At 68.6% G+C, this 17846-nt stretch carries 19 protein-coding genes; 14 read left to right on the top strand and 5 right to left on the bottom strand.

The features are described from left to right. The first annotated feature begins 59 nt into the window (after positions 1-59). From AC57B8_RS28295 to AC57B8_RS28280, 4 genes are read left to right on the top strand one after another with little or no spacing between them, the layout of a single operon-like run. Positions 60-1232, top strand: a complete 1173-nt coding sequence (locus AC57B8_RS28295) for a CaiB/BaiF CoA transferase family protein (protein ID WP_496481421.1) — start codon at positions 60-62, stop codon at positions 1230-1232. Beyond that, positions 1229-2212 carry a hydroxymethylglutaryl-CoA lyase gene (locus AC57B8_RS28290; RefSeq protein WP_496481420.1) on the top strand — a complete coding sequence of 328 codons (984 nt, stop codon included), beginning with the start codon at positions 1229-1231 and terminating at the stop codon, positions 2210-2212. Before AC57B8_RS28295 ends, AC57B8_RS28290 begins: the two co-directional genes overlap by 4 nt. After that, entirely contained in the window at positions 2209-2589 is a 381-nt protein-coding gene (locus AC57B8_RS28285; RefSeq protein ID WP_496481419.1) for a VOC family protein, read from the top strand. Before AC57B8_RS28290 ends, AC57B8_RS28285 begins: the two co-directional genes overlap by 4 nt. A gap of 48 nt (positions 2590-2637) precedes the next feature. Continuing rightward, a complete protein-coding gene (locus AC57B8_RS28280) occupies positions 2638-3603 on the top strand; it encodes a Bug family tripartite tricarboxylate transporter substrate binding protein (protein ID WP_496481418.1) in 966 nt (321 codons plus the stop codon). Between the two features lie 16 nt (positions 3604-3619). On the opposite strand, the gene AC57B8_RS28275 is transcribed toward AC57B8_RS28280, so the two are convergent. Continuing rightward, entirely contained in the window at positions 3620-3766 is a 147-nt protein-coding gene (locus AC57B8_RS28275; protein ID WP_167395007.1) for a hypothetical protein, read from the bottom strand. 188 nt (positions 3767-3954) lie between these two features. Here AC57B8_RS28275 and AC57B8_RS28270 point away from each other — a divergent pair, with 188 nt between their 5' ends. After that, the gene (locus AC57B8_RS28270) at positions 3955-4431 is read left to right on the top strand and encodes a GNAT family N-acetyltransferase (protein WP_496481417.1); all 477 of its coding nucleotides are present in this window, start codon (positions 3955-3957) and stop codon (positions 4429-4431) included. Between the two features lie 140 nt (positions 4432-4571). On the opposite strand, the gene AC57B8_RS28265 is transcribed toward AC57B8_RS28270, so the two are convergent. Then, positions 4572-5138, bottom strand: coding sequence for a LuxR C-terminal-related transcriptional regulator (locus AC57B8_RS28265; RefSeq protein WP_062476432.1), 567 nt, complete (start codon positions 5136-5138; stop codon positions 4572-4574). Positions 5139-5231: 93 nt separating this feature from the next. Here AC57B8_RS28265 and AC57B8_RS28260 point away from each other — a divergent pair, with 93 nt between their 5' ends. From AC57B8_RS28260 to AC57B8_RS28245, 4 genes are all read left to right on the top strand, one after another. After that, positions 5232-6032, top strand: coding sequence for a CoA transferase subunit A (locus tag AC57B8_RS28260; RefSeq protein ID WP_496481416.1), 801 nt, complete (start codon positions 5232-5234; stop codon positions 6030-6032). A 1-nt stretch (position 6033) separates the two neighbouring features. Further along, positions 6034-6672, top strand: coding sequence for a 3-oxoacid CoA-transferase subunit B (locus tag AC57B8_RS28255; RefSeq protein WP_056573812.1), 639 nt, complete (start codon positions 6034-6036; stop codon positions 6670-6672). A 102-nt stretch (positions 6673-6774) separates the two neighbouring features. Beyond that, positions 6775-8172 (top strand): CoA transferase, encoded by a 1398-nt coding sequence (locus AC57B8_RS28250; RefSeq protein WP_496481415.1) that lies wholly within the window; start codon positions 6775-6777, stop codon positions 8170-8172. Positions 8173-8184: 12 nt separating this feature from the next. Continuing rightward, positions 8185-9252 carry a DUF4241 domain-containing protein gene (locus tag AC57B8_RS28245; protein WP_496481414.1) on the top strand — a complete coding sequence of 356 codons (1068 nt, stop codon included), beginning with the start codon at positions 8185-8187 and terminating at the stop codon, positions 9250-9252. A gap of 59 nt (positions 9253-9311) precedes the next feature. Here the strand turns inward: AC57B8_RS28245 and AC57B8_RS28240 are convergent, their stop codons facing one another. Next, positions 9312-10220, bottom strand: coding sequence for a LysR substrate-binding domain-containing protein (locus AC57B8_RS28240; RefSeq protein ID WP_495304602.1), 909 nt, complete (start codon positions 10218-10220; stop codon positions 9312-9314). A 152-nt stretch (positions 10221-10372) separates the two neighbouring features. On the opposite strand from AC57B8_RS28240, the gene AC57B8_RS28235 reads away from it, so the two are divergent. Genes AC57B8_RS28235 through mmsB form a run of 5 tightly spaced genes read left to right on the top strand, consistent with a single transcriptional unit; the run spans position 10373 to position 15525 of the window. Continuing rightward, positions 10373-11896, top strand: coding sequence for a CoA-acylating methylmalonate-semialdehyde dehydrogenase (locus AC57B8_RS28235; RefSeq protein WP_095947476.1), 1524 nt, complete (start codon positions 10373-10375; stop codon positions 11894-11896). Next, positions 11893-12291 carry a lysozyme inhibitor LprI family protein gene (locus AC57B8_RS28230; RefSeq protein WP_496481413.1) on the top strand — a complete coding sequence of 133 codons (399 nt, stop codon included), beginning with the start codon at positions 11893-11895 and terminating at the stop codon, positions 12289-12291. Before AC57B8_RS28235 ends, AC57B8_RS28230 begins: the two co-directional genes overlap by 4 nt. Further along, positions 12288-13442, top strand: a complete 1155-nt coding sequence (locus AC57B8_RS28225) for an acyl-CoA dehydrogenase family protein (RefSeq protein WP_070059332.1) — start codon at positions 12288-12290, stop codon at positions 13440-13442. Before AC57B8_RS28230 ends, AC57B8_RS28225 begins: the two co-directional genes overlap by 4 nt. A gap of 27 nt (positions 13443-13469) precedes the next feature. After that, the gene (locus AC57B8_RS28220; RefSeq protein ID WP_496481412.1) at positions 13470-14588 is read left to right on the top strand and encodes an enoyl-CoA hydratase/isomerase family protein; all 1119 of its coding nucleotides are present in this window, start codon (positions 13470-13472) and stop codon (positions 14586-14588) included. Between the two features lie 40 nt (positions 14589-14628). Next, on the top strand, positions 14629-15525 hold the full coding sequence (gene mmsB, locus AC57B8_RS28215; protein WP_496481411.1) for a 3-hydroxyisobutyrate dehydrogenase: 897 nt from the start codon (positions 14629-14631) through the stop codon (positions 15523-15525). Here the strand turns inward: mmsB and AC57B8_RS28210 are convergent. Both AC57B8_RS28210 and AC57B8_RS28205 read right to left on the bottom strand, forming a co-directional pair. After that, entirely contained in the window at positions 15510-16775 is a 1266-nt protein-coding gene (locus tag AC57B8_RS28210; RefSeq protein WP_496481410.1) for an MFS transporter, read from the bottom strand. The genes mmsB and AC57B8_RS28210 overlap by 16 nt on opposite strands. 86 nt (positions 16776-16861) lie before the next feature. Then, positions 16862-17788: a LysR family transcriptional regulator gene (locus AC57B8_RS28205; RefSeq protein ID WP_070059328.1), complete on the bottom strand. Its 927-nt coding sequence runs from the start codon at positions 17786-17788 to the stop codon at positions 16862-16864. Positions 17789-17846 lie beyond the last annotated feature (58 nt).

Here is a 17846-nt window from a genome sequence, read left to right as displayed (position 1 = left end):
ATTCCGTTCATCGCCATCTGTTCCTAGAGTCGGGGCAACCCACCTGGAGACAGACAAAGATGAACGCACTCGAAGGCCTGAAGGTGCTGGAGCTCGGCCAGCTCATCGCCGGCCCATTCGCCGGCAAGACGCTCGCCGAGTTCGGCGCCGACGTGATCAAGATCGAGCCCGCCGGCGTCGGCGACCCGCTGCGCAAATGGCGGCTCTTGCGTGACGGCACCTCGGTGTGGTGGGAGGTGCAGTCGCGCAACAAGCGCTCGGTGTGCCTCGATCTGCGCAGCGCCGAAGGGCAGGAGGCCGTGCGCGCCCTGGCGCTCGAGGCCGACGTGCTGATCGAGAACTTCAAGCCCGGCACGCTCGAAGGCTGGGGCCTGGGCTGGGAGCAGCTGCATGCGCTGAACCCGCGGCTCATCATGCTGCGCATCTCGGGCTACGGGCAGACCGGCCCCTACCGCGACAAGCCGGGTTTCGGCGTGCTCGGCGAATCGATGGGCGGGCTGCGCTACCTCAGCGGGGAACCCGGCCGGGTGCCGGTGCGCGTGGGCGTCTCGCTGGGCGACACGCTGGCCGCGCTGCATGGCGTGATCGGCGTGCTCACGGCGCTGCACCACCGCACGGCCCACGGCGGCGAGGGGCAGTTCATCGACGTGGCGCTGTACGAGTCGGTTTTCAACGTGATGGAAAGCCTGCTGCCCGAGTACGACGCCTTCGGTGCCGTGCGCGAGCGGGCCGGCAGCGCCTTGCCGGGCATCGCGCCGACCAACGCCTACCGCTGCAGCGACGGCCACTACGTGCTGGTGGCGGGCAACGGCGACAGCATCTTCCGCCGGCTGATGCGTGCCATCGACCGCGCGGACCTGGAGAACGACCCCGGCCTCGTGCACAACGACGGCCGCGTGCTGCGCGTGGAAGAGATCGACGCCGCCATCGAAGCCTGGACCCTGCAGCGCAGCCGCGACGAGGTGCTGGCCGTGCTCGATGCGGCGGGCGTGCCGGTCGGTCGCATCTACACGGTGGCCGACATTGCGACCGATCCGCAGTACCTGGCGCGCGAAATGATCGTCCAGGCGCGCGGCTCCGATGGCGCGCTGCTCAAGGTGCCGGGCGTGGTGCCCAAGCTCAGTGCCACGCCAGGGCGTATCGCGCATGCGGCGCCGCGCCTGGGCGAACACACGACGGACCTGCAGCGCGCGGGCTGGCCGGTGCGTGGTGTGGAAAGCGAGGCCGCATGAAAACCGGCAATGGCACGCGGCTGTTCATCAACGAAGTCGCCACGCGCGACGGCTTCCAGATGGAAAGCCGTTTCATTCCCACCGACGACAAGGTCGCGCTGATCGACCGGCTCGGCACGCTCGGCTACGCCAAGATCGAGGTCACCTCGTTCACTTCGGCCAAGGCCATTCCCGCGCTGCGCGACGGCGAAGAAGTGATGCAGCGCATCGCCCGTCGGCCCGGCGTGGTCTACACCGCGCTCGTGCCGAATGTGCGCGGCGCCGAGCGCGCACTCGAAAGCCGTATCGGCGAGTTCAACATCGTCATGTCGGTCAGCGAGACGCACAACCTCAGCAACCTGCGGATGACGCGTGAGCAGTCGTTCGCGCAACTGACCGACGTGATCGCGCTGGCCAAGCAGGCGAGGGTGCCGGTGAACGTGTCGCTCTCCTGCGTGTTCGGCTGCCCGATGGAAGGCGACGTGCCGCTCGAGACGGTGCTCGGCTGGACCGACCGCTTCGCGGCACTGGGCGTGCAGGGCCTCACGCTGTGCGACACCACGGGCATGGCCTATCCCACGCAGGTGCACGCTGTGTGCGAGGCCGTGCGCGCGCGGCATCCGGCATTGGAATGGACGGCGCATTTCCACAACACGCGCGGCATGGGCCTGGTGAACGCCATCGCCGCGGTCGAGGCGGGCATCCGCCGGCTCGACATGTCGCTTGGCGGTATCGGCGGCTGTCCCTATGCGCCGGGTGCGACGGGCAACGTCGCGACCGAGGACGTGGTCCACATGCTGCAGTGCATGGGTTACGACACCGGCATGGACCTCGATGGCCTGATCGGCGCTGCGGCTGAACTCGAATCGCTCGTGCAGCACGCGCTGCCCGGCCAGGTCTCGCGCGCCGGCCACCGGCTGACGCGCCATGCGCCGCCGGCCGATTTCAACGCCATCGTCGAGCGCGCAAAGGCGCGCGCCATCAAGAAGGAGAACGCATGATCGACCACCTGGATCACCTGGTGCTCACGACCGCGAACGAGGAAGCCTGCGTGCGCTTCTACGTCGAGGTGCTGGGCATGACGTTGGAAACCTTCGGCGCCGGCCGCAAGGCCTTTCGCTTCGGCAACCAGAAGATCAACCTGCATGTGAAGGGCCACGAATTCGAGCCCAAGGCCGAGCTGCCCACGCCCGGTTCGCTCGACCTGTGCTTCATCGCCAGCGTGCCGCTCGAAGAGGTCATCGCGCGGCTGCAGGCGCAGGGCGTGCCGATCCTCGAAGGGCCCGTGATGCGCACCGGCGCCACGTCGCGCATCCGCTCGGTCTACGTGCGCGACCCCGAACTGAATCTCATCGAGATATCGGAGCTGGTGCCCTGACGCCTACAGCCCGAAGACAGCCCACAAAAAACCACCGGAGACAAACCCATGAAACCCGCTCACCGCCTGCTCGCGGTCGGCCTCGCGCTGGCCGCTGCCGCCTCGCACGCCGACACCTGGCCTTCCAAACCCCTGACCTTCGTGGTGCCGACGGCGCCCGCGGGCTCCACCGACATCATGGCGCGGCTGGTCGCCGACCCGCTGCAGCGCGCGCTGGGCCAGCCGGTCGTGGTCGACAACAAGCCCGGCGCCAGCGGCAACATCGGCACCGAGTTCGTGGCCCGCGCCGCGCCCGATGGCTACACGCTGCTGCTGCAGTACTCGGGCTACCACGTCGGCAACCCGTCGCTGTACCCGAACCTGCGCTGGAGCCCGACCAAGGACTTCGTGCCGGTGGCGATGGTGATGCGCGCGCCGCACGTGGTCGCGGTGAGCGGCAAGCTGCCGGTGACCTCGATGAAGGAACTCATCGAGTACGGCAGGAAGAAGGAGGGCGGCCTGTTCTACGCCTCGTCGGGCAACGGCTCGATCCAGCACATCGCGGGCGAGCTGCTGTCGCGCCAGACCAGGCAGCCGGCCACGCACGTGCCCTACAAGGGCTCGGGGCCGGCCATCAACGACCTGGTGGCGGGCAATGTCGACATCTTCATCACCACGCCGCCCTCGGTCATCGGCCACTTCGCGGGCGGGCGCATCAAGGCGCTGGCGTACACGGGCAGCAAGCGGCACGCGTCGATGCCGAACGTGCCGACTTCGGCCGAGGCCGGGTTGCCGGGCTACGAGGTCGAGTCGTGGTTCGCGGTGTTCGCCCCGGCGAAGACGCCGCCCGAGGTGGTGAACAAGCTCAGCGCCGATATCAGGAAGATCGTCGAGAGCGAGGCCTTCCGCAAGAAGGTGGACGAGCAGGGCGCCTTCGCGACCTACATGGACCCGGCCACGCTGGGCCGGTTCGTCGACCAGGAACTCGCGGCCTGGTCGAAGGTGATCAAGGGCGCCGACATCAAGCCGGAGTGAACGCCCCCGGCCAGGCTCAGGGCTTGACGCCCAGCACCGACAGGATCACGGCCGCAAGGCCGAGCGCCACGGGCACCTGGTGCCCGGCCAGCGCGCGGGCCTGGGCCACGGACAGCCTGGTTTGCTGAAGGAGGTTCTTTTCCGAATGAAGGGGTGTGGACATGGTGTCTGCTCCTGTGGGGGCGAACGGTGTGTTCGCGTGGGTTCCACGATAGGCCTCTCAACCGGCGATGGCGCATGGCTTTTGTCGACACGGCGTTTCCGTTTTCGCAACGATCCGGGGGCTCTGGCAGGGAACTTCTGCTCAGAACTCAGAATGGAGTCATGCAACGGAAAGAACGAAACACGCACATGAAGGGCTTGACGATGCGCAGGGCCACCCCGGCGGATGCGGTGCCCTGGCCGCTCCTGTTCGACGCGGACGGCCCGCGCCCCGAGATCGAAAAGTACCTGCTGCGCGGCGAGCAATGGCTGGCCGAACAGGCGGGCGAGGTCGTCGGCCAGATGGTGCTCATGGCCACGCGCGTCGACACCTGGGAAATCATGAACATCGCCGTGGCCGACGCCCACAAGGGCCAGGGCATCGGCACCGCGATGCTGAAGAAGGCGAAGGTTCTTGCCAGGCAGCGCGGCGCGCACCGGCTCGAAGTCGGCACGGGCAACAGCAGCCTGCGCGAGCTGGCCTTCTACCAGCGCTTCGGCTTTCGCATCGTCGGGGTCGACGTCGACTACTTCGTGCGCCGCTGGGGCAGGGCGACGAAGCAGAACGGCATTCCGCTGCGAGATCTGGTCCGCATGGAGATGGCTCTATCGCGCGCCGCAGGCTGATCGGCCCGCACAACGACAGCGCCGAGCGGGCGCAGGACACTGGGTGCTTCCCGCAGCGAAATCAAGGAGGAGGGGCGAAGCCCCGGGGGACATTCGCGGAGGGAAGTACCCGGTGGCCTGTGCACGCGCCCTGAAAAAAATCACCCCGCGATCAGCTTCTGCACCAACTCCGCAGTCGTCGCCGCCGCGTACTTGCGCATCAACCGCGCCCGATGCAGTTCCACCGTGCGATGGCTGATGCCCAGCGCCTTCCCGATCTCTTTGGATGTCAGCCCGCGCATCACCTGCGCCGCCACCTCGCGCTCGCGCGGCGTGAGCTCGGCCTTCACCGCGCGGCGCGAGCCCAGGTCTTCGAAGGTCCAGATGCCGGCCTCATGCGGCGCCGCGCGGTTCATCGCGTGCCCCGTGACGTGGCACCAGAAAGTCTCGCCAGCCAGCGCGCCGTGCAGCCCGCCCAGCCGCTTCATCATGCGGTTGTCCGCATAGTGGCCGCTGGCGTTCAGAAAGGGCTCCATGCGCTTGCCGATGCGCTCGAACTCGGCCACGCTCGGGTACAGGATGCTGAACGAATGCCCGACCAGCGCAGAGGGCTCCGCACCGAAGATCTCGCACACGCGCTGGTTGCAGGCGACGATGGTGCGGTTGCTCGAGACCACCATGCCGACGGGTGCATGTTCAAAAGCCAGCCGGTAATCGATCTCGGGCATCGGGGGTCACCATTACGAAATACTACGTATACGAGTAGGTAGTATCGTTGAAGCCTTTCCCACCCACTCTCCACCACCCATCAAGGAGCCCGAGTGAACAAGATTTATCCCTCCGCAGACGCGGCACTCAAGGGGGTCGTGGCCGACGGGCAGACGCTCGCGGTCGGCGGCTTCGGCCTGTGCGGCATTCCCGAAGCGCTGATCGACGCGCTGAAGGATTCCGGCGTGCAGAACCTCACCGTCATCTCGAACAACGCGGGCGTCGACGGCTTCGGCCTCGGCAAGCTGCTCGAGACGCGCCAGATCAAGAAGATGATCGCGTCGTACGTGGGCGAGAACAAGGAGTTCGAGCGCCAGTACCTGGCCGGTGAACTGGCCCTCGAATTCACGCCCCAGGGCACGCTGGCCGAGAAGCTGCGCGCCGGCGGTGCCGGCATTCCGGCCTTCTTCACCAAGACCGGCGTGGGCACGCAAGTGGCCGAAGGCAAGGAGCTGCGCGAGTTCGGCGGCGAGACCTACGTCATGGAGCACTCCCTGGTGCCCGACGTGGCGCTGGTCAAGGCCGACGTGGCCGACAAGGCCGGCAACCTGCGCTTCCGTCTCACGGCACGCAACTTCAACCCCGCCGCCGCCATGGCCGGCAAGGTCTGCATCGTCGAGGTCGAGAAGATCGTCGAAGTGGGCGAGCTGGCCCCCGACGATATCCACCTGCCGGGCATCTACGTGCACCGCCTGGTGCTCAACGCCACGCCCGAGAAGCGCATCGAGAAGCGCACCGTGAGCGCCTCGGTCGATGCCGCCGCCGCCAAGGTCGAGGCCCAGACCGCCATCGCCCAGGCCGCCGCCGGCAGCGAATCGGCCGTGAAGGCCGTCAACAAGAAAGAAGGAGCCTGAGATGCCCTGGACCCAAGACCAGATGGCGGCCCGCGCCGCGCAAGAACTCGAAGACGGCTTCTACGTCAACCTCGGCATCGGCATTCCGACGCTGGTGGCCAACCACACCGGCACCAAGGAAGTCTGGCTGCAGAGCGAAAACGGCATGCTCGGCATCGGCCCGTTCCCGACCGAAGACAACGTCGACGCCGACCTCATCAACGCCGGCAAGCAGACCGTGACCACGCTGCCCGGCTCGGCCATCTTCGGCAGCCATGACAGCTTCGCGATGATCCGCGGCGGCAAGATCAACCTGTCGATCCTGGGCGCGATGCAGGTCAGCGCGAAGGGCGACCTCGCCAACTGGATGATCCCCGGCAAGATGGTCAAGGGCATGGGCGGCGCCATGGACCTCGTGGCCGGCGTGAAGCGCGTGATCGTGCTGATGGAACACGTGGCCAAGAAGAAGGACGGCACCGAAGACCTGAAGATCCTCGAGCAGTGCTCGCTGCCGCTGACCGGCGTGGGCGTGGTCGACCGCATCATCACCGACCTGGCCGTGATGGACGTCGTGCCCGAAGGCCTCAAGGTGATCGAGCTGGCGCCGGGCGTGAGCTTCGATGCGCTGCAGGCCAAGACCGGTGCGAAGCTGATCCAGTAAGCAATTCGCACAAGGTCGCGAACGCAACGACGACAACAAGGGCAGGGCCGCGCAAGCGGACCCTGCCTTTTTCATTTCCTCTTTCCCCTGAAGGGTTGACGTATGGCAACGAGTGAAGAAGTCCTGGCCGGTCTCTGGCAACTGGCGGGGCTGCCCGCCGAGGCGCTGGCCTTCGCGCGGCTCACGGGCGCCGACCCGGTGCTGCCGTCGTCCTTCGCGGTCGGCCTCGCGGCGCAGGCCAGCATCGCCGCCGCCGCGCTCGCGGCCTGCGAGCTGGGACACCGGCGCGGCGTGGCGCGGCAAGAGGTCGCGGTCGACACGCTGCATGCCGCGCTCGACTGTACGGGCTGGTTCAGCCTCGACGGCCGCGTGCCCGATCTGTGGGACACCTTCTCCGGCATGTACCGCTGCGCCGACGGCTGGGTGCGCATCCACGCCAACTTCAAGCACCACCGCGAAGGCGCGCTGCGCCTCATGAAGCTGGACCCGGCCAGCGCCACGCGCGCCGACGCCGAGGCCGCGATGGCCGGTTGGCGCGCGATCGATTTCGAATCGGCCGCCGCCGCCCAAGGCCTCGTGGCCACCGCGCTGCGCCGCTTCGACGAATGGGACGCCACGCCCCATGGGCAGGCGATCGCGGCCCAGCCGCTCTTCACCATCGAGCGCATCGGCGATGCACCGCCGCGCGTGCTGCCGCCGCTGCAGGGCGACCAGTGCCCGCTCGAAGGCCTGCGCGTGCTCGACCTCACACGCATCCTCGCGGGACCGGTCGGCGGCCGGGCGCTGGCGGCCTATGGCGCCGACGTGATGCTGGTCAATTCGCCGAACCTGCCGAACATCGAATCCATCGCCGACACCAGCCGCGGCAAGCTCTCGACGCACGTGGACCTGTGCACGGATGAAGGTCGCGCCGTGCTGCACGGCCTCGTCGCCGACGCGCATGTCTTCGTGCAGGGCTACCGCCCCGGCGGCATCGCGGCGCTGGGCTTCGGCCCCGAGGCGCTGGCGCGCGAGCGGCCGGGCATCGTCTGTGTCTCGCTCACGGCCTACGGCACGCAGGGGCCGTGGGCCGATCGGCGCGGCTTCGATTCGCTGGTGCAGACCGCCATGGGCTTCAACCATGCCGAAGGCGAGGCCGCGGGCGACGGCAAGCCGCGCCCGATGCCAATGCAGATCCTCGACGAAGCCAGCGGCTACCTGATCGCCCTGGGCGCCGCCGCGGCACTGTGGCGCCAGCAGCAGGAGGGCGGCAGCTGGCATGTGCAGGTGTCGCTGGCGCAGACGGGGCAGTGGCTGCGCGGGCTGGGCCGCGTGGACGGCGGGCTGTCGATCGCGCGGGCCGATGTTGCGCCGTACGTCGAGACCTCGGCCTCGGGCTTCGGCGAACTGGCGGCGGTGCGCCACAGCGCGCAGCTGTCACGCACGCCGGCGGCCTGGCCCCGGCCGTCGATGCCACCGGGCAGCCATCCGCCGGTGTGGCCTGCCGCTGCCGGGGGATGAGAAACTGGGCGCATGGCCTATCTAGACATCGACAACCTCCAGAGCATTTTTCTTGACGACGAGGCGCTGCGCGCACGGCATCTGCAGCGCCAGCCTTGCGGGGCCCTGAACATCACGAGCGGCCGCATCGTGGCCTGCGATCCGCTGGTGCAACCCGAGCGCGAGCCTTTCGTTCGCAGCGTGAGCGGGCGGGGCGCATTCCCCGTCGAGATGCTGCAAGGTGGCGGCCGCCATGCACTGGCCGTGCTGTGGCTGCGTGAGCGAGGCAGCCTGCAGGCGAACGATCTGCACTGGGAGGCGGCGCTGCTCGAAGGGCAATCGCAGGACGAACTCGGCAGCGACGAGTTCTATGGCTACCCGGTCGATGCCGGCGTCGGCTGCTTCATGGACGCCGACGGCGCCAAGGCCATGGCCGAGCGCGAGGCGCGCGAGTCCGCCACCAACCCCGAGTACGTGAGCTACTACGACGACGTGCTCGGTGCTGACCTGGCTTCGTCCGACATCGCCGACCACTACCCGCTGGGCGCGGGCAGCGCGAACAACGTGCTGATCTTCAGCGCCGGCTGGGGCGACGGCAGCTACCCGAGCTTCTGGGCGCTCGACGCGGCGGGCGAACCCGTGGCGCTCGTGACCGATTTCATGGTCATGCAGGGCGGCGACGCGCGCGACGAGGACGACAAGCGCGGCGACGCCTACCTGGCCAGCCTCTCGCCCGAGAAACTGGCGGCGCTCGAGGCCTTGGGCGCGGCGGCGGTCCAGGGCGATGCGGCGGCGATCCAGCCCCTGCTCGCCGGCGGGCTCGCGCAGCCCAACGAGATCATCCCCTCGCTCGGCGAGACCGCGATCATGAGCGCCATCCGCATGAACCAGCTCGACGCGCTGCGCGTGCTGCTGGCGGCGCTGCCGGGCCAACTGCCAATGCCGCCGCAGTTCTACCGGATGGACGAGGAGGAGAGTTACCTCGACTACGCGCGCCGGCTCAAGAAGCCGCGCGTGGAAGGGCTGATCGAGCTGCTCGAAAAGGCGGCGGCGCCGGCGCCGACGGCCAAGCCTGGATTCCTGAAGCGCCTGTTTTCCTGAGAGTGCGAACTTGAACCGTCAAGAACTCCTTGACGGTTGCTTCTTCAATCGCGAATCGGTCACTTCGTGTTCGCCGTGCTGTCAGGTAGCAGGACTTGCTGTTGCGCCGTGGCCGTCGCGCGCAGAAATTCCCACACCGTCTGCATGCGCGCCAAATGCTTGGTCTCCGCCGGCATCGACATCCAGAAGGTCCGCGTGAAGTTCGCCGCGTCCGGCAGCACCGGCTTGAGCGCGCGGTCGTCCTGCGCGATGAACGCCGGCAGCACCGCGATCCCCGCACCCGCCGCCACCGCCCGGTGCTGCGCCAGCACGCTGGTGCTGCGCAGCGCAAAGCTGTCGGGGCGGTGCAGTTCGTCCAGGTACTGCAGCTCCTTGCTGAACAGCAGGTCGTCCACGTAGCTGATGAAGGTGTGGCCGCGCAGGTCTTCGCGCGTCTTGATGGGCTTGTGTGCGGCCAGGTACTGCTTCGAGGCGTACAGGCGCAGCGTGTAGTCGGTGAGCTTGGTCACCACCACCGGCCCGCGCGCCGGCCGTTCGAGCGAGATCACGATGTCGGCCTCGCGCCGCGACAGGTGTACCAGCCGCGGCATCGCGAGCAGGTCGATGGTGAGCTTGGGGTGCTGCACCGCGAACAGCGCCAGCTGCGGCGCCAGCACCACGGTGCCGAAGCCCTCGGTGGCGCCGATGCGCACCAGCCCCGACAGGCCTTCCTGCGAGGCCGGCGCAGTGCTCTCCACGGCCTGAAAGGCGCTCTCCATCGCCTCGACCTGGGGCTGCAACCGGCGGCCGGCCTCGGTGAGCCGGTGGCCGCCGGCCTCGCGCGAAAAGAGGGGCGCGCCCACCTCCTTTTCGAGCGCCTGGATGCGCCGCGCGACGGTGGTGTGGTCGACCTCCAGCCGGCGCGCCGCGCTCATCAGCGTGCCCGAGCGGGCGAGTTCGAGAAAGTAGCGCAGGTTGTCCCAGTCCATGTGCGTCCGGCCTTGTGTGCGGTGGGATGCGGTGCTTTGCATTTTTGCAAAGCGATGACGCATATTTGTCTATTGTCATGGCAAATCTGCAAAGCTAGGATGCAGGCTGCACCGGTTCGAACCGGTCCCGTATTCACAGGAGACAAACCCCCATGGACGCCACCACCACCCCCTCGACCCAGGTCGCCACCGTCAAGCTGCTGATCGGCGGCAAGTTCGTCGAATCGAAGACCACCGAATGGCGCGACGTCGTCAACCCGGCCACGCAGCAGGTGCTGGCCCGCGTGCCCTTCGCCACGCAAGCCGAACTCGACGCCGCCGTGGCCTCCGCCAAGGAAGCCTTCAAGACCTGGCGCAAGACGCCCCTGGGCGCGCGCGCCCGCATCTTCCTGAAGCTGCAGCAGCTCATCCGCGAAAACATGGGCGAGCTGGCCGCGATCCTCACGGCCGAGCAGGGCAAGACGCTGCCGGACGCTGAAGGCGACGTGTTCCGCGGCCTCGAAGTGGTCGAGCACGCCTCGAACATCGGCAACCTGCAACTGGGCGAGCTGGCCAACAACGTGGCCAACGGCGTCGACACCTACACGCTGCTGCAGCCGCTGGGCGTGTGCGCCGGCATCACGCCGTTCAACTTCCCCGCCATGATCCCGCTGTGGATGTTCCCGATGGCCATCGTCACCGGCAACACCTTCGTGCTCAAGCCCTCCGAACAAGACCCGATGGTCACGATGCGCCTGTGCGAACTGGCGCTCGAAGCCGGCGTGCCGCCCGGCGTGCTGAACGTGGTGCACGGCGGTGAAGCGGTCGTCAACGGCATCTGCGACCACAAGGACATCAAGGCGATCAGCTTCGTCGGCTCGACCAAGGTCGGCACGCACGTCTACAACCGCGCCACGCTGGCCGGCAAGCGCGCGCAATGCATGATGGGCGCGAAGAACCACGCCATCGTGATGCCCGACGCCAACAAGGAGCAGACGCTCAACGCACTGGCCGGCGCGAGCTTCGGTGCAGCCGGTCAGCGCTGCATGGCCGTGTCGGTCGCGGTGCTGGTGGGCGAGGCGCGCAACTGGGTGCCCGAACTCATCGAGAAGGCGAAGACGCTGAAGATCGGCGCGGGCACTGAAAAGGGCGTGGACGTGGGCCCGCTGGTGTCGTGCGCAGCGTACGACCGCGTGAACAGCCTCATCGAACGCGGCGAAGCCGACGGCGCCAAGCTGGTGCTCGACGGCCGCAAGCCCACCGTGCCCGGCTACGAGAAGGGCAACTTCGTCGGCCCGACGATCTTCACCGGCGTGAAGCCCGGCATGACGATCTACGAACAGGAAGTGTTCGGCCCCGTGCTGTGCATTGCCGACGCCGAGACCATCGACGAAGCCATCGACCTGATCAACAGCAACCCGAACGGCAACGGCACGGCGATCTTCACGCAGTCGGGCGCCGCGGCGCGCCGCTTCCAGGAAGACATCGACGTGGGCCAGGTGGGCATCAACGTGCCGATCCCGGTGCCGGTCCCGATGTTCTCGTTCACCGGTTCGCGCGCTTCGAAGCTCGGCGACCTGGGCCCGTACGGCAAGCAGGTCATCATGTTCTACACGCAGACCAAGACCGTGACGGCACGCTGGTTCGACGACAGCACCGTCTCGCACGGCGTCAACACCACGATCAGCCTCAAGTGAGGCAGGGGCTTCGTGTCTCAGCCTGGGCCGCCGCGGCGGCGCTTGCCCTGCTGGCCGGCGGGGCGCGGGCGGCCGGCTCCGACGAGCCGGTCGACTGCAATCCCAACGGCAACCAGCAGCAGATGAACGACTGCGCGCTGCGCGATTTCCGCGCGGCCGACGCCGAGCTCAACATCCGCTACGGCGAGGTGATGAAGACGCTCTCGCCGCAGATGCGCGTCGCGCTGCGCACCGAGCAGCGGACCTGGCTCAAGGGCCGCGACCCCGGATGCAAGCGGGCCGCAAAGGCGAACGAAGGCGGCTCGATCTGGCCGCTGGTGTTCAACGCGTGCCTGGAAAAATCGACCCGCAAACGCACCGCCGAACTGGACCTCTGGAAGGGTCGTCAACCATGAATTTCGAACTGTCCGAAGAACAGAACGCCTTTGCACAGACCGCGCGCGATTTCGCGCAGGCCGAGTTCGCGCCGCACGCCGCGCAGTGGGACGCCGAGGCGGTCTTTCCGCGCGAGGCCATCGCCAAGGCCGGCGAGCTGGGCTTTTGCGGCCTGTACGCGCCCGAGCGCATCGGCGGCCTTGGGCTGCCGCGGCTCGACTCGGCGCTGGTGTTCGAGGAAATGGCCGCGGTCGACCCCTCGACCACGGCCTTCATCACGATCCACAACATGGCGACGTGGATGCTCGGCACCTGGGCCACCGATGCCGTGGCGCAGCAGTGGGGCGAAGACCTCACGAGCGGGCGCAAGCTGGCGTCGTACTGCCTGACCGAACCGGGCGCGGGCTCCGACGCTGGGTCGCTCAAGACGCGCGCCGAGTTGCAGGGCGCCGAATACGTCATCAACGGCAACAAGGCCTTCATCTCCGGCGCCGGCTCGACCGACGTGCTGGTGCTCATGGCCCGCACGGGCGGCGCAGGTGCCAGCGGCATCTCGGCCTTCGCGGTGCCGGCCGACGCGCCCGGCGTGAGCTACGGCAAGAAGGAACACAAGATGGGCTGGAACAGCCAGCCCACGCGCACCATCAACTTCGACAACGTGCGCGTGCCCGCGCAGAACCTGCTGGGCAAGGAAGGCGAGGGCTTTCGCATCGCCATGAAGGGCCTTGACGGCGGGCGCATCAACATCGCGACCTGCTCGGTGGGCGCGGCGCAGGGCGCGCTCGACGCAGCGCGCCGCTACCTGCACGAGCGCCAGCAGTTCGGCAAGCCGATCGCGAGCTTCCAGGCGCTCCAGTTCAAGCTGGCCGACATGGCGACCGAGCTGGTGGCCGCGCGGCAGATGGTGCGGCTGGCCGCCAGCAAGCTCGACGCGGGCCATGCGGATGCGAGCACCTATTGCGCGATGGCCAAGCGCTTCGCGACCGACGCGGGCTTCAATGTCTGCAACGACGCGCTGCAACTGCACGGCGGCTACGGCTACCTGAGCGAGTTCCCGCTCGAGCGCCTGGTGCGCGACACGCGCGTGCACCAGATCCTCGAAGGCACCAACGAAATCATGCGCGTCATCGTTGCGCGAAAATTGCTGGAAGGCGACAGCGACATCCGCTGACCCCGCCGCACCCAGGACCTGAAAACAATGACCGACAACGTAGTTCTCTTCAACGAAATCAAGACCGCCGGCGGCCAGCGTTTTGCCGTGGCCACGCTCAATGCGCCGGCTTCGCTCAACGCGCTGTCCGTGGACATGGTGCGCCTGCTCACGCCCAAGCTGCGCGAATGGGCGGCCGACGCCGGCATCGTCGGCGTGCTGCTCGACGCGGCGGGCGAGAAGGCCTTCTGCGCCGGCGGCGACCTGCGCCAGCTCTACCAGACGCTGCTCGACTGCGGTCCCGAACGCAACACCTACGCTGAAGACTTCTTCCGCGAGGAGTACGAGCTCGACCACCTGATCCACACCTTCCCCAAGCCCTTCCTGTGCTGGGGCCACGGCATCGTGATGGGCGGCGGCGTGGGCCTGCTGGCGGGCGCCTCGCACCGCGTGATGACGCTGCAAAGCCGCATCGCCATGCCCGAGATCAACATCGGCCTGTACCCCGACGTGGGCGGCAGCTGGTTCCTGCGCCGCACGCCGGGCCGCACGGGCCTGTTCCTGGCGCTCACGGCCGCCAACATCAACGCGCACGACACCATCTTCTGTGGCCTCGCCGACGTGCTGGTGCCGCACGAGCGCAAGGGCGCGGTGATCGAGGCCATCGCGTCCACGCAGTGGGCCGGCGGCGACGCCAAGGCCGACCGCGCCACGCTGTCGCGCATCCTGGCCCAGGCGGGCGAGGGCGCCGAAATGCCCGCGTCGAAGGTGCGCGAGCACTACGACACCATCAACGCGCTGATGGCCGGCGACGACCTGCTCGACATCGCCAGGCGCCTGCGTGACGTGCAAAGCGACGACGCCTGGCTGCAGACTGCTTCGAAGACTTTCACCAAGGGCGCGCCGAGCTCCATCGCGCTGAGCTTCGAGCTCTGGCAGCGCGTGCCGCGCATGTCGCTGGCCGAGGTGTTCCGCCTCGAGTACTGGGCGTCGCTGGGCTTTTGCGCGAACAAGGATTTCGCCGAAGGCATCCGCGCCGTGCTGGTCGACAAGGATCGCAACCCGCGCTGGAACCCCGCCACGCTCGAAGAGATCACGCCGGCCTTCGTCGAAGACCACCTGCGTCCGCGCGGCGAGATGCCGGCGGAACTGGCCTCGCTGACCTGACCGGCCCCATTCCCTGCACAGAACAACGGAGACAAGACACATGAAGATCGCATTCATCGGCCTGGGCAACATGGGCGGCCCGATGGCCCTGAACCTGCACAAGGCAGGCCACACGCTCAGCGCCTTCGACCTCTCGGCCGAAGCCTGCAAGAAGTTCGCTGCCGCAGGCCTGCCGATCGCCAAGTCGGCGGCCGAGACCGTGGCCGGCGCCGAGGTGGTGATCAGCATGCTGCCCGCCAGCGCGCACGTCGAGGGCCTGTTCCTCGGCGGCGCCGGCAAGCCCGGCCTGCTCGACAGCATCCAGGCCGGCACGCTCGTGATCGACAGCAGCACCATCGCCGCTGCCACCTCGCGCAAGGTGGCCGAGGCCGCCGCCGCCAAGGGCGTCGCGATGATCGATGCGCCCGTGTCGGGCGGCACCGGCGGCGCCATTGCCGGCACGCTGACCTTCATGGTCGGCGGCGACACCAAGGACCTGGAGCGCGCGCGCCCGGTGCTCGAGAAGATGGGCGCCAACATCTTCCACGCCGGCGCGGCCGGTGCGGGCCAGACCGCCAAGATCTGCAACAACATGCTGCTCGGCATTTTGATGATCGGCACCTCGGAAGCGCTCGCGCTGGGCGTGGCCAACGGGCTCGACCCGAAGGTGCTGTCCGAAATCATGCGCCGCAGCTCGGGCGGCAACTGGGCGCTCGAGAAGTACAACCCCGTGCCCGGCGTGATGGAAGCCGCGCCGGCCTCGAAGAACTACGCCGGCGGCTTCGGCACCGACCTGATGCTCAAGGACCTGGGCCTGGCGCAGGAGAACGCCACCGCCGTGCGCGCGGCCACGCCGCTGGGCGGCCTGGCGCGCAGCCTGTACGCGGCGCACAGCCTCGCGGGGCACGGCGCGCTCGATTTCTCGAGCGTGCTGAAGCTGGTTCAGAAGGCCGGCTGAACGGCGCGCCGGCCGCGCCGCGCCATCGCGAGCAGCAGGCCGGCCGCCACGAGGTTGGCGCCGATCGCCACGACGATCGGCAGCAGGTAGCTGCGCGTGAGGTCGAAGGCGAAACCCGCGGCGCTCGGCCCGATCAGCGTGCCGATGGCCACGCTGGTGTACAGGATGCCGATGATCGCGCCGATGTGGCGCCCGCCGAACCAGTCCATCACCAGCGCGGGCAGCAGCGCCACGAAGCCGCCGTAGAACACGCCGTAGGCAAAGGCGAACAGGGCCAGCCCCCAGAACCCGCCCGACACGGCCCACACCACCAGCGACAACGCCATGCCCGCCGACATCAGCGGCAGCGCATGGTCGCGGCCCATGCGGTCGGCCAGCCCGCCCAGGAAGAAGCGGCCCGCCGTGCTGCCCACGCCGATCGCGCCGAGCAGCAGCACCGCCGACGACGCGGCCACGCCGTGGTCGAGCGCGTAGGGCACCAGGTGCACGAAGGGCACGAACAAGCCGAACGAGCTGACGAGGCAGGCCGCGTACAGCCCCGCGAAACGGCCTGAGCCCGCGGCCTCGCGCACCGAGGCGCCGGGCGGCAACGCGGTGGGCGCTTGCGCCTGCGGCGGATCGCCATCAGGTCCGAGGCCGCGTGCGCGCGGGTCGTTCTCGACCAGGAGCGCCATGCCCACGCCCACCACGGCCGCGAGCACGCCGAGCGCCAGGTAGGCGTCGCGCCAGCCCAGCGTGTCGATGAGCCACGAGGCCAGCGGCGGCATGGCCAGCGTGCCCACGCCGATGCCGCTCACGGCGAGCCCCGAGGCGAAGCCGCGCTGGCGCACGAACCAGCGCTGCACCGCGCCCAGCACCGGCACGTACGAGGCGCCCACGCCGAGACCGACGCCGAGTCCGTAGGCCCAGAAGATCTGCGTCAGGCTGCGCGCCTGCCCCGCGAGCACCAGCCCGAGGCCGACCAGCACCATGCCCGCGACCGCGAGTCGCCGCGCGCCCCAGCGGTCGGCCAGCGGGCCGCTGAACACGCCGAGCCCGAAGTACAGGAAGCCGGCGAGCGAGAACACCAGCGACACCTCGCCGCGCGAGGCGCCGAAGTCGCGCTGCAGCGCATCGAGGAACGCGCTGAAGGTGTAGGCGCAGCCGAAGCCCACGAACATCACGGCGAAGGCGCCGGCGACCACGAGCCAGCCGTGGAAGAAGCGAGGGCGCGGCGCGGCGGGGGAGTCGGGCGTGTTCGGCGATGTCATGGGGCGATCCGTGGTGGTGGTCGATCTTCAGGCCGTGCACCACCACGCACTGGCCGGATTCGGACGTGATCCTCCCGCCATCGGGTTCACAGCAATTCGATCCCCGGCAGGCTCTTGAAGCAGCTCTCGCGCGTGACGCGCACGAAGTCGTCCAGCCAGGGCCGCGCCGACGTCGCCTGCGTGCAGGCCATGTACAGCCGCCCCGTCAGGCCCCGGGCGCCCACGCGGCGCGCCGTGACGTAGCCGCGGTCGAGGTAATTCTGCACCGCCCACAGCGGCAGCGTCGCCACGCCGCGCCCGCTGGCCACCAGCTGCAGCATTGCCACCGTGAGCTCGGTCGTGCGCCGGTGCGCGGGCTCGACGCCGGCGGGCGCCAGCACCTGGCGCACGATGTCGAGCATTTCGTCGGGCACGGGGTAGGTGATGAGCGTCTGGTCGGCGAAGTGCCGGGCCGTGAGGTGCGCCTTGGCCGTCAGCGCATGGTCGTTGGCGAGCAGCGCGACGATCTCGAAGCGGAAGAGCGCGTGGTAGTCGACCGTTTCATCGGGGTCTTCCTCGGAGACGATCGCCACCTCGGCGCGGTTCTGCATCACGAGCGCGATCGGGTCGGGGTGGAAGCCCGAGACGATGTCCAGCTCGATCTCGGGCCAGCGCTGGCGGAAGGCGTCCATCGCGGGCATCAGCCAGTCGAAGCAGGTGTGGCACTCGACCACGATGCGCAGCTGGCCGCTGCGCCCCAGCGCCAGCCGCGCCACGTCGCGCTCGGCCTCTTCGACGAGCGGCAGCGCGGTGTCGGCCAGCTGCAGCAGCCGCAGCCCCGTGGTGCTGAACTGCGGCGGCACCGACTTGCGTTCGAACAGCTGCGCGCCGTAGCGCTCTTCGAGCAGCTTGATCTGGTGCGACAGCGCCGACTGCGTGAGGTTGAGCAGCTGCGCCGCGCGCACCAGGCTGCCGGTGTCGCGCAACGCGGCCAGCGTGCGCAGGTGGCGGATCTCGAGGATGGACTGCATCATGAAAATGATTCAAGCGAACGGGCAAAAGGTTTCGTTTGAATCATATGCTCCAAACGCC

The organism is Variovorax sp. BGA-UO-ETr-C22 (genome assembly GCF_059567965.1).
Note: the sequence above shows the minus strand (reverse complement) of the source record. Positions and strands in the feature narration are given on the sequence as shown.